Annotated in this window: 13 protein-coding genes; 7 read left to right on the top strand and 6 right to left on the bottom strand. The window is 60.1% G+C overall.

Features of this window, described 5'->3' with window-relative positions; translation table 11 throughout:
- Positions 1-51 precede the first annotated feature (51 nt).
- Positions 52-987: a magnesium/cobalt transporter CorA gene (corA, locus tag BMZ79_RS13175; protein ID WP_090640779.1), complete on the top strand. Its 936-nt coding sequence runs from the start codon at positions 52-54 to the stop codon at positions 985-987.
- A gap of 104 nt (positions 988-1,091) precedes the next feature.
- Here corA and BMZ79_RS13170 read toward each other — a convergent pair whose 3' ends face one another.
- Both BMZ79_RS13170 and BMZ79_RS13165 read right to left on the bottom strand, forming a co-directional pair.
- Positions 1,092-1,745, bottom strand: a complete 654-nt coding sequence (locus tag BMZ79_RS13170; protein ID WP_090640777.1) for a metal-dependent hydrolase — start codon at positions 1,743-1,745, stop codon at positions 1,092-1,094.
- 50 nt (positions 1,746-1,795) lie between these two features.
- Positions 1,796-3,070: an MFS transporter gene (locus BMZ79_RS13165; RefSeq protein WP_090640775.1), complete on the bottom strand. Its 1,275-nt coding sequence runs from the start codon at positions 3,068-3,070 to the stop codon at positions 1,796-1,798.
- A 193-nt stretch (positions 3,071-3,263) separates the two neighbouring features.
- Here BMZ79_RS13165 and BMZ79_RS13160 point away from each other — a divergent pair, with 193 nt between their 5' ends.
- The 3 genes from BMZ79_RS13160 (at position 3,264) to BMZ79_RS13150 (ending at position 6,056) form a co-directional block, all read left to right on the top strand.
- Positions 3,264-4,166 (top strand): LysR family transcriptional regulator, encoded by a 903-nt coding sequence (locus tag BMZ79_RS13160; protein WP_090640774.1) that lies wholly within the window; start codon positions 3,264-3,266, stop codon positions 4,164-4,166.
- A gap of 11 nt (positions 4,167-4,177) precedes the next feature.
- Positions 4,178-4,987 carry a histidinol-phosphatase gene (locus BMZ79_RS13155; RefSeq protein ID WP_090640772.1) on the top strand — a complete coding sequence of 270 codons (810 nt, stop codon included), beginning with the start codon at positions 4,178-4,180 and terminating at the stop codon, positions 4,985-4,987.
- Between the two features lie 166 nt (positions 4,988-5,153).
- Positions 5,154-6,056, top strand: a complete 903-nt coding sequence (locus BMZ79_RS13150; protein ID WP_090640770.1) for an EamA family transporter — start codon at positions 5,154-5,156, stop codon at positions 6,054-6,056.
- On the opposite strand, the gene BMZ79_RS13145 is transcribed toward BMZ79_RS13150, so the two are convergent.
- Positions 6,021-6,887: a DUF695 domain-containing protein gene (locus tag BMZ79_RS13145; RefSeq protein WP_177222136.1), complete on the bottom strand. Its 867-nt coding sequence runs from the start codon at positions 6,885-6,887 to the stop codon at positions 6,021-6,023. The genes BMZ79_RS13150 and BMZ79_RS13145 overlap by 36 nt on opposite strands.
- A 301-nt stretch (positions 6,888-7,188) precedes the next feature.
- On the opposite strand from BMZ79_RS13145, the gene BMZ79_RS13140 reads away from it, so the two are divergent.
- Positions 7,189-7,497 carry a winged helix-turn-helix transcriptional regulator gene (locus tag BMZ79_RS13140; RefSeq protein ID WP_090640768.1) on the top strand — a complete coding sequence of 103 codons (309 nt, stop codon included), beginning with the start codon at positions 7,189-7,191 and terminating at the stop codon, positions 7,495-7,497.
- 365 nt (positions 7,498-7,862) lie between these two features.
- Here BMZ79_RS13140 and sdhB read toward each other — a convergent pair whose 3' ends face one another.
- The 3 genes from sdhB to BMZ79_RS13125 are packed head-to-tail and all read right to left on the bottom strand — an operon-like array spanning position 7,863 to position 11,090.
- Positions 7,863-8,627 carry a succinate dehydrogenase iron-sulfur subunit gene (gene sdhB, locus BMZ79_RS13135; protein ID WP_090640766.1) on the bottom strand — a complete coding sequence of 255 codons (765 nt, stop codon included), beginning with the start codon at positions 8,625-8,627 and terminating at the stop codon, positions 7,863-7,865.
- A gap of 18 nt (positions 8,628-8,645) precedes the next feature.
- The gene (gene sdhA / locus BMZ79_RS13130) at positions 8,646-10,394 is read right to left on the bottom strand and encodes a succinate dehydrogenase flavoprotein subunit (protein ID WP_090640765.1); all 1,749 of its coding nucleotides are present in this window, start codon (positions 10,392-10,394) and stop codon (positions 8,646-8,648) included.
- 24 nt (positions 10,395-10,418) lie between these two features.
- Entirely contained in the window at positions 10,419-11,090 is a 672-nt protein-coding gene (locus BMZ79_RS13125) for a succinate dehydrogenase cytochrome b558 subunit (RefSeq protein ID WP_090640763.1), read from the bottom strand.
- A 238-nt stretch (positions 11,091-11,328) separates the two neighbouring features.
- On the opposite strand from BMZ79_RS13125, the gene BMZ79_RS13120 reads away from it, so the two are divergent.
- Together BMZ79_RS13120 and BMZ79_RS13115 are read left to right on the top strand one after the other, a co-directional pair.
- Positions 11,329-12,222 (top strand): LysR family transcriptional regulator, encoded by an 894-nt coding sequence (locus BMZ79_RS13120; protein WP_090640762.1) that lies wholly within the window; start codon positions 11,329-11,331, stop codon positions 12,220-12,222.
- A 287-nt stretch (positions 12,223-12,509) separates the two neighbouring features.
- On the top strand, positions 12,510-14,144 hold the full coding sequence (locus BMZ79_RS13115; protein ID WP_177222135.1) for a CPBP family intramembrane glutamic endopeptidase: 1,635 nt from the start codon (positions 12,510-12,512) through the stop codon (positions 14,142-14,144).
- The last annotated feature ends 42 nt before the right edge of the window (positions 14,145-14,186 follow it).

Raw genomic sequence — 14,186 nt, 5'->3', positions numbered from 1 at the left:
TGCCGGCATCCGGGAAACAATCAGCATTAGGGCAAGAGAGGAGGAGCGCGGATGAAAATCCGTCATGTAACGCAAGGCGTATTCACGCCGATCGAAGATATTGCGACGGCGACGATTCCGCCTGGCGAAGGATTCTATTGGATCGACGCGGGCGTGGACGATCTGGAAGTCCTGCAGCCGCTGTTCTCGCTGCACGATCTGGCGGTCGAGGACTGCTTGAGCGAAGAAGAGCAGCGGCCGAAAATCGAAATCCACGAAGGCCATTATTTCCTGGTCATCAACAGCATCCGGTTCGACGACGAAGAAATTTTCCTGCGGGCGCTGAACATTTTTCTGGGCCGCCATTATATCATTACCGTAACGAAGCAAAAAATCAACGAGCTCCGCACGTTGAAGCCGATCCTGCTCGAGGAGCAGGTCAGCCGGCCGGACTACTTCCTGTATCATCTCGTCGACATCGTCGTCGATAATTACTTCCTCGTCGGCGACCGGATCGAGGCGCGCATCGAGAGTCTCGAAGAAGACATCCTCATGCACACGAAGAAGTCGCATCTGAACGAAATCATCGGCCTCCGGTCCGAGATTCTGTGGCTGAAGAAAGTGCTCGGCCCGCAGAAGGAATTGATCGCGACGCTCAACAAAAAGGACCTGAAGCTGATCGACGATCAGCTCCAAAAATATTTCAGCGACATCTATGAGAACGCGGTGAAGATCGCCGAGACGTTCGAGACGTACCGCGATCTCATGGGCAACTTGCGCGAAGCCTATCAGTCCAGCCTGGCCAACCGCGCCAACGAAATCATGCGCGTGTTCACGGCGCTGACGACGATCTTCATGCCGCTGACGTTCTTGACCGGCATCTACGGCATGAACTTCGATTATATGCCGCTGCTTCATTTGCACGGCGGCTCGTACGTCCTGCTGACGTTCATGCTGCTGCTCGGTTTCGGCATGTTCTTCATCTTCCGCAAGAAAGAATGGCTCTGAATTCCGATTAATCGCAAACGAACAAAAGCTCTCCAAGGACCGCGGTCCTGGAGAGCTTTTTCGTTTGCGCGGAATCGTGTGCCCACGCCGCGTCCGCCTAGGCGCTACAGCTTGCCGATCGGCAGCTTGAACGTCTTCTTCGTCAGCGGGTACAGCCATTTGACGCCGCTCGGCGTAAGCGTGTCGGCGATCAGATGGGACAGATAGCCCCACATCGCCGTCTGCGCGATGCCGTCCAGCGCCAGCTGCCGCTCCAGCCCCAGGCCGATTCCCCACCAAGCCGCTACCGCCCAGGCCGTATGGCTTAGGCCGCGATGATTCAGCCAAGGCACCCAGGCGATGAAGACGCCGAGGCCGATCAGCCAGCTCATCTCCCCCGCAAAGCCGCCGTACAGCAGCCCGAGCCCGATCGCGCAAACGAGCGCGTTGCGGATGGTGCCATTCCCAAGCACCAACCCGAGCAGCAGCACGATCACCGCCGGTACCGCCCATTCCAAGCGCAGCTCGCCTTTCGCCGCGTATACGCCGGCCGCGGCGGCCGCGAGCGCGAGGCCGCCCCAGATCAGCAGCCAATGGACCGTCTTGGCCGTGCGGTTCAGCTTGCCGCTCAGCAGGCTCGTGCCGTCCAGATCCGCGCCGAGCGCCGAGAACGCCGCCACCGCGACATAGAGCGCGGCATGCTTCGCCGCGAACGGATGGCTCGCCGCGGCCGCGACGCCGATGGCGACCCCGATCGCCAGATGCGTCGTTCCTTTCATGTTGTAAGTCCTCTCCCCTTGCGACTGACTCCGGTGCTTCCCGATCCGTTCTAAGACGCCGCTTCCCCCGCCAGCGCTTCCTGCCGTCCCTTCTCTACGTTCACGCCGACCAGGATCGCGATGCCGATGATAAAAAAGGCCAACAGCGCCAAAATGCCGTAACGGCTCGAGCCCGTCAGCGTGCCCACGACCGAGAAGACGAACGGGCCCGCGACGGACGCGAACTTGCTGGACAGGCTGAGGAAGCCGAAAAACTCCGCCGTCCGCGAAGGCGGCACGAGCTCGGCGTACAGCGATCTGGCCGTCGCCTGGCTGCCGCCCTGCACGAGGCCGACCAGCGCGGCCAGCAAATAGAAATGAATGGCGCTCGTCATGAAGAAGCCCAAAATGACGATGAGCACGTAGACGAGCAGCGAGCTGTAAATGGACGGTTTGATGCCGATCCGCCTCGCGAACTTGATGAACAGCAGCGTGCTGGGATACCCCACGAACTGCGTGATCAGCAGCGCGGCGATCAGGTCGTTCGATTCGATGCCGATGCCGCTGCCGTAAATCGTCGCCATGACGATGACGGTATTGATGCCGTCGTTAAAGAACCAGAACGCCGCCATGTACTTGAGCAGCTCGGGATAGCGCTTCAACGTGCCCGCCGTTGCCCGGATCCGGGCAACGCCGCCGCCGATCGCCGCAGCGAAGCCGGAGACATGCGCGCCCGCCTTCTCCTTGACGTTGCGCATGACGGGAAGCGAGAACAGGATCCACCAGACGCCGACCGTCGCGAAGACCGTCTGCGTCGCCGCCGTCTTCGACGGAAAGCCCAGTTTATCGTAAAATAATATCATAACAAGATTCGCCGACAGCAGCAATCCGCCGCCCAAATAGCCCATCGCGTATCCTTTGTTGCTGACGGCGTTCATCGTCTCGGGCGTCGAGACGCTCGGCAGCAGCGCGTCGTAAAACGTATTCGAGGCGGCGAAGCCGATCGTGCCGATCACGACAAGAATCGACGCGAGCAGCCATCCGTCCTCGCCGATGAAGGCCATGCCGACGCAGGACGCGGCTCCGATGAACATGAAGACCGACAAGAACCGGACCTTCGAACCGGTATAATCGGCGACGGCGCCCAGAATCGGGCACAGGACCGCGACCAGAATCATCGCCGCCGTCTGCGTGAAGCCCCAATAGTTTTCCGCGGTATTGCCCGCAAGCCCCGCGCCCGCGACTTCCTTGTAGAAGACCGGCATCACCGCGGCCATAATCGTCGTGGCGAACGCGGAATTCGCCCAGTCGTACATGATCCAGCTTCTGACTGCCTTCGAATCCATGCGGTCGTTTCGCTCCTTTATAGCGCTTTTGGCTTACACTCTATCAGACCTTTCGACAATTGTCCCATGAATCCTTCTAAAGGTATTGTGAAGCCGGGCGGAATCGGCCTCCCGTTCTTTGCTGTTCGCCGGATTATCATTTATAATCATATGGCAGGGTGATAAAAAACTTTAATAGACAGGGAGGGCTTCCGTGAACATTAACCAGCTTGAAACGTTGTTGACGATTTCCCGCACCATGAGCTTCCGCAAAGCGGGCGAGCTGCTCAATCTGACGCAGCCGGCCGTATCCGCGCAAATCAAAAGTCTCGAGGACGAGTTTAAGACGGTGCTAATCGATCGGAACCAGCCCGTTACGCTCACCGACCGCGGCCAGGTGTTCCTGGACCACGCGGAGCGGATTCTCGCCATCGTGGAGGAGCTCAAGCAGAAGCTGTCCGACCTCAACCAGACGCCGCAAGGCCACATCGTGCTCGGCACCACCTCCTCCATCGCCATTCAGATTTTGCCGCGCGTGCTGTCTTATTTTCAAAACCAATTCCCGCTCATCAAGACGACCATCCATTCCATGCCGTCGACCGGCGTCATGGCCAGCGTCGAGAACGGCAGCGTCGATATCGGCATCACGTACCTGACCGAACGCAATCCCAACGTGGAGACGGCGATTCTGTACTACGACACGTACGAGCTGGTCGTCGCGCCGGAGCATCCGATGAGCGAATTGAAGCATACTACCGTTGAATCGCTGAAGGACATACCCATGATTATGCTGTCGCCCGATACGTTAGGACGGCGGTTCCTGGACCAAATTTTCCGCAGATACGACCTGCAGCCGAACATCGTCATGGAGCTGTCGAGCAGCGAGGAAGTCAAGCGCATGGTGGAAATCAACCTCGGCGCCGCCGTCGTCTCCAAGCTCGCCATCGCCAACGAAGTGCGCCTCGGCACGCTGAAGCGCATCAAGGTAAACGAGCTGGACATGAGCCACCCCGTCGGACTCGTCTACAAGTCGGGACGATACATCAATTCCGCGATGCAGCAGTTTTTGAGCGATCTGAAGGGCATGCCGGAGGATCAATTCATCAGCAGCGAATAGGAGGACGAAACATGAAATTCGATTTACATACGCATCATTTCCGGTGCGGGCATGCGGACGACACGATCGAGGATTATATTCAAGCCGCGATCAAGGAAGGGCTCGGCGTCATCGGGATTTCGGACCACTCGCCCTATTTCGCGAGCGAGCACGACCACCCGAACCCGGGCATCGCGATGGCCCGAAGCGAATTCGCGCATTATATCGAGGAAGTCCAGCGCCTGAAAGCGAAGTACGAAGGCCAAATCGACGTGCTTCTGGGGGTGGAGTCGGACTTCTTCCCGGAGCACGCCGACGTCTATCGCGCCGTCTACGAGCCGATTCCGTTCGATTACGTCATCGGCTCCGTGCACCAGTCGGGCGGCGTCAGCATATTCAACCGCAACCGGTGGAAAGGCTTGTCGGCGGAGAAGCAGCTGGACCAGAAGCGGCTCTATTACAAGCTGATCGGCCAGTCCGCGCAGAGCGGCATGTTCCAGATCCTCGGCCATATCGACGCGATGAAAGGCTATTACCCGGCGTTTTCGGACATCCCGGCGGAGGACGCCGTCGACGAAGCGCTGAAGCTGATCGCGGACAGCCGGGTCGCCATTGAAATCAATACGTCGGGCGGCACCAAGGACGTCGGCGGCTGGTACCCGTCGGATGCGATTCTGGAGCGGGCCCGCCATTTCGGCGTGGCCGTCACGTTCGGCTCCGACGCCCACAAGCCGAGCCGCGTCGGCGAGGATTGGGAACGGGTCGCGAAGCGGCTGAAGGAAATCGGCTTCAAGCAGTGGCAGTACTACAAAAACCGGCAGCCGGTCGTCGTGCCGCTCTGACCCTCCGGACAAAAAAAGGGACCTGCACGCGGCAGGTCCAACAACGCATATATAATCAAAAGGGGGTCTTGGTCAGTATCTTACCCCACGAATGTAATGGGACGATAACAGGAACATTTCAGTTGTGTGACAATTTTTCGCGCGTCCCGGCAGAAAGGTGAATGGCATGTGGTTTGCAGCAGCCGTCGGCAGCGCACTGCTCTTCGGGCTTGCGGGCTGGTGGATGAAAGTGTCCCAGATGCAGGGCGGTTCTCCCGCCTATCTGTTTCTGGGACTTTATTTTGCCGGCGCGGCGGGTTTCGCCGCGAACGGCGCCGCGGAGAACAGCCTCCTCGCGGGCTTGGCCGACGTCCGCGTCTGGCTCGCCGGCGCGATCATCGGCGCCGGCTCCGCGCTCGGCAACGCCTTGTTCGTGAAGGCGCTCGAATACGGCCCCGCCAGTCTGACCTCGCCCCTCACGAACATGAACATTCTGCTCGTGGTCGCGCTCGGCATCGCGGCCTACGGCGAAGCGCTGTCGGCGTTCGAACTTGCCGGCGTGATTCTTCTGCTCGCCGCGGTCGCGCTGATCTCCATGAAGTCCGGCGGCCGGCGCCAAGGCATCCGGCCGCCGTGGCATCTGTACGTCGGGCTCGGCATCGCGCTGTTCGCGCTGCGCAACGGCGGCATGAAGGTGACCGAGGAAATGGGTCTCGCCAGCTCACCCGTCCTCTTCGTCGCCTATGCGCTATCGTTCGCCGGCTTCGTCGCATTCACCCTCCGCGATCGCACGCGCATCCGATCCGCCGGCCGGATCGGGGACTTCGTCGTCGCGCGCCGGCTTGCCGCCTCCGGCATCGGTACCGGGTTGAAATGGGGACTGATCGCCGGCCTGTTCTCGTACGCCGGCTTGCAGCTCTATGCGCTCGCGCTCGGCACGGGACAAGCCAGCATCGCCGGGCCGATCTTCGCCGCGAACAGCCTCGTCGTCGCCGCAGGCTCCATCCTGCTCTACCGCGAGCGGTTGAATGCGCCGCAATGGTCGGCTTTCGTCTTACTGTTTGCCGGCCTCGTTCTGATTCGATTGTGAGCAGCGCCACGACAGTACGCGCCGCAGCGCCAGATGCGCCGACTCCTTCCGGCGGCGGACGTAGCGGCGGAACCGCTTCGCCGGCGAAAGGCGCATCACCGCGCCCCAGCCGTCGTACCGCCCGTCCCGTTCGGCCAGCAGCCGGTGCAGCTCGCGGACGCGGGCGTTGATCGTATCGAGCTTGACGTCTTCGAACTTGCTGATGACGAGCGGATACGGATAATCCTGCTCCGGCTTGCTCTCCTTCTCTTTCTCGATCACGTACCCTTGCTTCTCCAGCAGCCGCTCCATCGCGAGCCGGTCCTCGTCCTCCCGGAACAGCAGCCAATGATAGACGTTACGCGGCTGCGCGATTTTATCGCCTTTATGAATAAGGGCGTAGATCATTTGCGCGTTATGGACGAACAGCTCCTCGAGCGTGTCCGGCAGCAGGTAACGGTAAAATTCCCACTCGGGATCCGGCTTCACGTAGCACTGCGCCCGGTGCGGCCAATGCTCGTCCACCCAAGCGCGCAGCGCGTCCTCCCCGGGCCGGTCCGCGGGCAAATAATAGTAGAACTCCAAGCGGGTCGCCGCGTTGATGCGTCCGGCATAGATCGCCCCGCGTCCGCTCTCGAGCCACGCTTCCAGCTTCGATTCCAATTCCTCGAGCTGCGCGACGAACTGCCGCCTCGTCTTCACTTGCTCGCGGACCGGATACAAATTGACCGTAATCGACAGCAGGTCCGGATAATCCGCCGCCGGTTCATCGCCTTTATACCCCGTATTGACAAGCACGCGCAGCTGTTCGCCGCCGTCGCGCCGTTCGTAAAATCCCCAATTGTCTGCCATGCTAGCACCTCGATGCCGCCTTGTACGGCTTTCTTTCGCTTCGTTCCATGCCCCCCTATTATAGCAGGGCGATTTCGCCAGCGTACTAGAAAATATTTCGGTTTCGGTCCCGGCAAACATAAGCGAATTTTCCGAGGACGCCGATTTTGAGACAAGCATGAGACCATTTCGCGGCGAAATTTGTACTTACTTAAGTATAGTTGATACAAATTCAAAAGTATTTTGGACGGAAGCCGAATATCCATTCCCTTTACAAATCGTCCTGTGTTACAATAGAAAGAACAGAAAGCGGGGTGATAACGTGGATTATTCCAAAATGTGCCCGAAGTTTGAATGCGCTACCGAGCTGCTCGGCAAAAAATGGACCGGCTTGATCATACGCGTTCTCCTGGGCGGGCCGAAACGGTTCAAGGAAATCAAAGAGCAGATTCCCGAAATGAGCGACAAGATGCTCACGGACCGGATGAAGGAGCTCGAGCAGTGCGACATCATTAAACGGAACGTTTATCCGGAGATGCCCGTCCGGATCGAATACGAATTAACCGCCAAAGGGCAAGGATTAGAGCCCGTTATCCGCTCCATTCAAGATTGGGGCGAACATTGGTGCTAAGCGGCCGTAGCGCGCGGCTTATGCTCTTATAGCAAAAGAGGCAGTTCCCGACGGGAACTGCCTCTTTTGCGTCTGGCGCGCCAAGACGTGAGCCTCCCCGGACCAGCGTAGGTTATAAAGCCGCCGCTCCCTTGACGCGGCGGACAAAAAAGAGGCACCGCGCAGGAATCCGCAGCGGCGCCTCCGGGTCGGCACGGAGCACGGCATTTCCGAAGTCGAGCGACTTTGGTGCGAAGCACCACGGGAGCGCGAATCGTAAATGACGTACGGCGTGCCGGCCCCTCCGGGGGAGCCGCAGCAAGGTCATCCTGCCGCAATGCCTCTTCCGCCCGCCAACTAAGCGGCGGATTTTCTTCACACCGAAGCTACATGCCCAGCCATTTCTTGAACAGATGCTTCGTCGTATCTTTGTTGATCGCCGCGATCGACGTCGTCAGCGGAATGCCTTTCGGGCACGAGCGCACGCAGTTTTGCGAGTTGCCGCAGCCCTCGATGCCGCCGTCGGTCATAAGCGCGTCGAGACGCTCTTCCATGTGCATTTCGCCCGTCGGATGCGCGTTGAACAAGCGAACTTGGGAAATCGCCGCCGGACCGATGAAGCTGTTCCGGTCGTTGACGTTCGGGCACGACTCCAGGCAGACGCCGCACGTCATGCACTTGGACAGCTCGTACGCCCATTGGCGCTTCGTTTCCGCCATCCGCGGTCCCGGCCCGAGATCGTACGTGCCGTCGATCGGGATCCACGCCTTCACGCGCTTCAGCGCGTTGAACATGCGCTCGCGATTGATGACGAGGTCGCGCACGACCGGGAACGTCTTCATCGGCGCGAGACGGACCGGCTGCTCCAGCTTGTCGATCAACGAGCTGCACGCTTGGCGCGGCTTGCCGTTGATAACCATGGAGCAAGCGCCGCAAACCTCCTCCAGACAGTTGGACTCCCAGCAAACGGGAGCCGTCTTCTGGCCGTCGCTCTTCTTCGGATTGCGCTGAATTTCCATCAGCGCGCTGATTACGTTCATGTTCGCGCGGTACGGCACTTCGAATTCTTCCGTATACGGCGCGGAATCCGGCGCGTCTTGGCGCGTGATGATCAGCTTGACCGTTTTCGTTGCTACTGCTGCTTCCGCCATCGTGATTCTCCTTCCTTCCTAGGACTTGTTCTTGGAATAGTCGCGTTTACGCGGCGTGATCAGCGACACGTCGACGTCCTCGTACGAGATTTGCGGCCCTTCCGCCGTCCATTTGGCCTTCGTCGTCTTGAGGAAATCCTCGTCGTTGCGGTCCGGGAATTCCGGCTTGTAATGCGCGCCGCGGCTTTCGTTCCGCAGCAGGGCGCCGAGCGTCATCGCTTCGGACAGCTCCAGCATGTTCCACAGCTGGCGGGTGAACGCCACGCCCGCGTTGTTCCAGCGCGCCGTGTCGTTGATGTTGATGTTGCGGTAGCGCTGCTTCAGTTCCTTGATCGTCGAGATCGTGTCTTCCAGGCGTTTGTTGAAGCGCACGACCGTCATGTTGTTCGTCATGAGTTCGCCGAGCTCTTTATGCAGCACGTACGCGTTTTCCGTGCCGTCCATCTTGAGGATGCCCTCGTATTTGTCCGTTTGGCGCTTCTTCTCGCGGTCGTACACGGAGGACGGGAGGTCTTCGGCCGATTTCTTCAAGCCTTTGATGTATTCCACGGCCTTCGGTCCCGTAACCATGCCGCCGTAGATGGCCGACAGCAGGGAGTTCGCGCCGAGACGGTTCGCGCCGTGGTATTGGTATTCGCATTCGCCGCAGGCGAAGAGGCCCGGAATGTTGGTCATCTGGTTGTAGTCGACCCACATGCCGCCCATCGAATAGTGAACCGCCGGGAAAATCTTCATCGGAATTTTCCGCGGGTCGTCGCCCGTGAACTTCTCGTAGATCTCGATGATGCCGCCGAGCTTGACGTCCAGCTCCTTCGGATCCTTGTGCGACAGATCGAGGTACACCATGTTCTCGCCGTTGATGCCGAGCTTCTCGTCGACGCAGACCGCGAAGATCTCGCGCGTCGCGATGTCGCGCGGCACCAGGTTGCCGTAGGCCGGGTATTTCTCTTCGAGGAAGTACCACGGCTTGCCGTCCTTGTACGTCCAGATCCGGCCGCCTTCGCCGCGCGCGGATTCCGACATCAGGCGCAGCTTGTCGTCGCCCGGAATCGCCGTCGGGTGGATCTGGATGAACTCGCCGTTCGCGTAGTACACGCCCTGCTGGTAGACCGCGCTGGCGGCCGTGCCCGTGTTGATGACGGAGTTCGTCGTTTTGCCGAAAATGATGCCGGGGCCGCCCGTCGCCAGGATCGTCGCGTCCGCGGCGAACGTATGGATCTCCATCGTGCGGAGGTCCTGCGCGGAAACGCCGCGGCAAACCCCGTCGTCGTCCAGGATCGCGCCCATGAATTCCCAGTGCTCGCGCTTCGTCACGAGGCCGGCCGTTTCCCAGCGGCGGACTTGTTCGTCCAGCGCGTACAGCAGCTGCTGGCCGGTCGTCGCGCCGGCGAACGCCGTGCGGTGGTACTGCGTGCCGCCGAAACGGCGGAAGTCGAGCAGACCTTCCGGCGTGCGGCTGAACATGACGCCCATTCGGTCCATCAAGTGGATGATGCCCGGGGCGGCGTCGCACATCGCTTTAACCGGCGGTTGGTTCGCCAGGAAGTCGCCGCCGTAGACCGTATCGTCGAAGTGCTCCCACGTGGAATCGCCTTCGCCCTTCGTGTTGACCGCGCCGTTGATGCCGCCTTGCGCGCAGACCGAGTGGGACCGCTTGACGGGCACGACCGAGAACAGGTCGACGTGTACGCCCGCTTCCGCGGCTTTTATGGTAGCCATCAGGCCGGCGAGTCCGCCGCCGACGACAATGATTCTGTTTTTAGCCATTGCATTTCGCTCCTTGTCTTAAACTCAAACGAGATTCGTCAATTGCAGGGCAGCGGAAGCCGCCTCCTTGAATTCGTCGCCGCGGAAGGCGATCAGCGACGCCAAGAACAACACCGCCACGATTACGAACACGCCCATCCAAATATAAGAGGAGACGCGCTGCGCGCGAGGTCCGACCGTGATGCCCCAGCTGACGAGGAACGCCCACATGCCGTTGCTGAAGTGGAAGGTCGCGGCCAGAATGCCGATGACGTACAGCACGAAGTAGAACCCGTTCGTCGTGATCGTGTGCATCTGATTGCCGAGTTCTTCGTGCGTGAGGTTGCCGATCATGACTTGGAACCTCGCTTGGTACATATGCCAGAAAACAAAAATGAAGGTGATCACGCCGGTGATCCGCTGCAGCGTGAACGCCCAGTTGCGGCCATATTGGAAGCGGCCGGTGTTCAGGTTGGATTGGTACGCCACATAGAGGCCGTACACCCCGTGGAACAGCAGCGGCAGCCAGATGCCGACGAGCTCCAAGACGAAGACGAACGGCAAGTCATTCAGGAACTTGACGGTATCCTTGAACCCCTGCGGCCCCTTCTCGACGGCCGAGAAGTTCGATACCATGTGTTCGATGATGAACAGGCCGAGCGGGATGACTCCGAGCAAGGAGTGAATCTTGCGCGATAAATACGAATTTCCTTTCATAACGTAAACGTTCTCCTTTCCAAACTGTGGCGTTCCATTCGCCAATTTTCGCCATTCGCCAAAACCATTCTCCATTGTAACCCCAGCCCAGATGAGCGTCAATAAATAATAGATTCACACAAAATGGTCACATTTCACATGATACTCCTTTTGCGCTTATAATGGAATTGCGTATTATTCATTAAAAGTTATAACCTATTTGCATATACGATACTTCGGAAAAGGGGCTGTGCACGCCGTGCTCGAAGAATTGAACATGTTTACCGTCGTCGTCGAACAGTCCAGCATGAACAAAGCGTCGGCGGCGCTCAATCTGTCCCAGCCCGCCCTCTCCCGCAAAATCGCCAAGCTCGAGCAGGAGCTCGGCGCGCTGCTCTTCCGGCGCGTCGGCAAACGCCTGGAGCTGACCCGCATCGGCCAGCTGACGTACGACTACGCGGTAGAGGCGCGGCAGCAGCATCTGCGCTTCCTGAAGCTGCTCGCGGAATACAAGCATGCCGGACGCGCGACCTTCACGATCGGCGCGAGCCTCACGACGCTGCAAACCTCGCTGCCGGATCTCATCCAGGCGCTGACGGCCCGGAGCCCGGAGCTCGACATCAAAGCGATCACGGGCAAGACGCACGAAATCGTCACGCTCATCCGGGACCGGAAGGCCGACCTCGGCATCGTCGCCTCCCGGATCGAGGACGCCCAGCTGACGTGCGTGCCGCTGTTCGACGACCACCTCGTCCTCGTCCTGCCGCGCAACCATTTTATAATGGAGAAAAGCGCGCCCGTCATCACGGACCTGAACGGCCTGCCGATGATTCTGTTCTCCAAGGGAACCTGGTACCGCATCCTGACGGACGAGCTGTTCGAGAAATACCGGCTGCTGCCCGACGTCCGCATGGAAATCGACTCGTTCGAGGCGATTCTCCGCCTGCTCCATACGTGCCGCGCGGCGACGCTGCTGCCCAAGTCGTACCTGCGGCCGCAGATGCTGGCCGACAACGACCTGCAGGTCGTCCCGATCCTCGAGCTGGAGGAATCGAAGCGGACGACGTCGCTCATCTACGACCAGTCGGACGGCTTCAATCCCGCCGTGCGCCGCTGGATCGAGGAGGTCGCCGCCCAGTACAAGCCGGTCTAGCGGCTTCGGGTTCCATTACCGCGGGGCGGAACGGACGGAAACTATCCCCCTCATTTATTGTTTGCCATTTTTCGTATCCAATACCATGGATGGCGGGCGCGAAGCTGCCGATGATAAGAGGAGGGATTCATGCGGATTCCAGGACCGATAAGATCGCGGGGACCGCGCGGCGCAAAGTTTGCTTCGGCCGAACGTGTTAATGCCCCGCTATCCCGAATATGAATATGACAAGCCGGCCCGCGCGCCGCGCGGCGGCGAACGAAGATTCTATGCAGACGAGGTGCTCAATGGACCCATTGCGGTTAAACCCGAATTGGAAATGGTACGGCTTGCTGGCCGGCATCGGCCTGATCGTGTATTTGCTCGTGCAAATCGTTCCGGCGACGGCCGACTCCTTCTTCGACAGCGGAAGCGAGCCGGTCATGGACAAACGCGACGCGGAGGCGAAAGCGGCGGCGTTCGTCGAGAAGCAGTTCGCGAGCCGGCCGGTCGCCGTTCATGCCGTGCATCAATCGGACAGCCTGCTGTACGGCTACTTGGAAAAGAACAAACTGACCCGCGGCTACGACGACAACTACGACCGCACGCTGCCGACCGAGACGTACCAGACGACGGCCGACATGCCCGACGGCAGCGAAATCTTCGTTTATCTGCACATGCAGAACGGCTCGGTCGTCGGCTGGAACCGGCTGGGCAAGCTGCAGGGCGCTCCGGCTCGGGGAACCGAGCTGAGCGATGCCGCGCTCGCCTTCCTCGCTTCCAAAGGGTACCCGAAAGCGGAGTTGACGGCGTTCCGCGAACAGCCGGATACCGAAACCGTCGTGTTCGAGAAAAAAAGCGCGGCCGGCGCCGGAGCTGCCAAGCTCCGCCTGACGGTCCGCGGCGAGAAGCTGGAGAACGGCAGCTTCCGCATAACGGCGTTCAAACCGGCGTTCGCGGTGCCGCAGAGCTACGCCGACTACGTCGCGAAACAGAAGAAGCTCGCCAATTACTTATCGACGCTGGGCAGCCTGTTCTTATCGTTCGTCCTGTTCATTCTGGCCATCATTTACGCCTCCCTGTACCGAAAGCACAGCTCCTTCGTGCGCGGCATCGTCATCTCGCTGCTATTCCTCGCCATGTACATCGTCAATGATGTCAACATGAAGGACGGCCTGCTCGCCGGTTACGGCGAAACGTCCGACGGCAACGTGCTCGCCGCGGCGGCCGTCCTCGTCAGCTGCCTCGTCACGGTCGTCATGGCGCTCGCCGTCTACTTCTCGCTTGTCGGCGGAGACGGCTTGTGGCGGGCCATGGGCCGCAACCAGTGGCCGCGTTACGGTCAACCCGGCTACGGCGACCATGTATGGCGGAGCATGTGGCTCGGCTACCTGACCGCGTTCGCGCTGCTCGGGCTGCAGACGGTCATCTTCATCGTGCTCATGCACGCGTACGGCTCCTGGTCGACGACGGACGTGACGCAATCGACCTACAATCTTGCGGTGCCGTGGGCGTTCCCGCTCCTCGCCTGGTGCGCCGCCATCTCCGAGGAAGCGGTATTTCGGCTGTTCGGCATCGGGCTCATGAAGCGCTGGTTCCGGAACAGCTTCGTCGCCTCGCTCATTCCGACGGTCATCTGGGCGCTCGGGCACGTCACCTATCCGATCTTCCCGTCCACCACCCGGCTGCTGGAGCTGACCGTCATCGGCCTCGTCTTCAGCTTCATGTTCCTGCGCTTCGGCTTCATTACCGTGCTGTTCGCCCACGCCGTCTTCGACAGCACCATGATGGCGCTCTCCCTCGTCTTCATGGGCGGCGCCGAAAATATCGCGGCCGGCATCGTCTACATCCTGCTGCCGATTCCGATCGCCTGGCTGTTCCGCTCTTGGGACCGCCGCGCCAAGCGGTCCGGTCCGCGCGCCATCGACGCGATCGATACGTAAGCGCGAGGTTCGCGCGCAAGCCATGGGTACAGGCGCGCGCTC

Source organism: Paenibacillus sp. UNC496MF (genome assembly GCF_900113915.1).
GTDB lineage: Bacteria > Bacillota > Bacilli > Paenibacillales > Paenibacillaceae > Paenibacillus_Z > Paenibacillus_Z artemisiicola.
The sequence above is the reverse complement of the archived record's forward strand: the minus strand, read 5'-3'. Positions and strand labels throughout refer to the sequence as shown.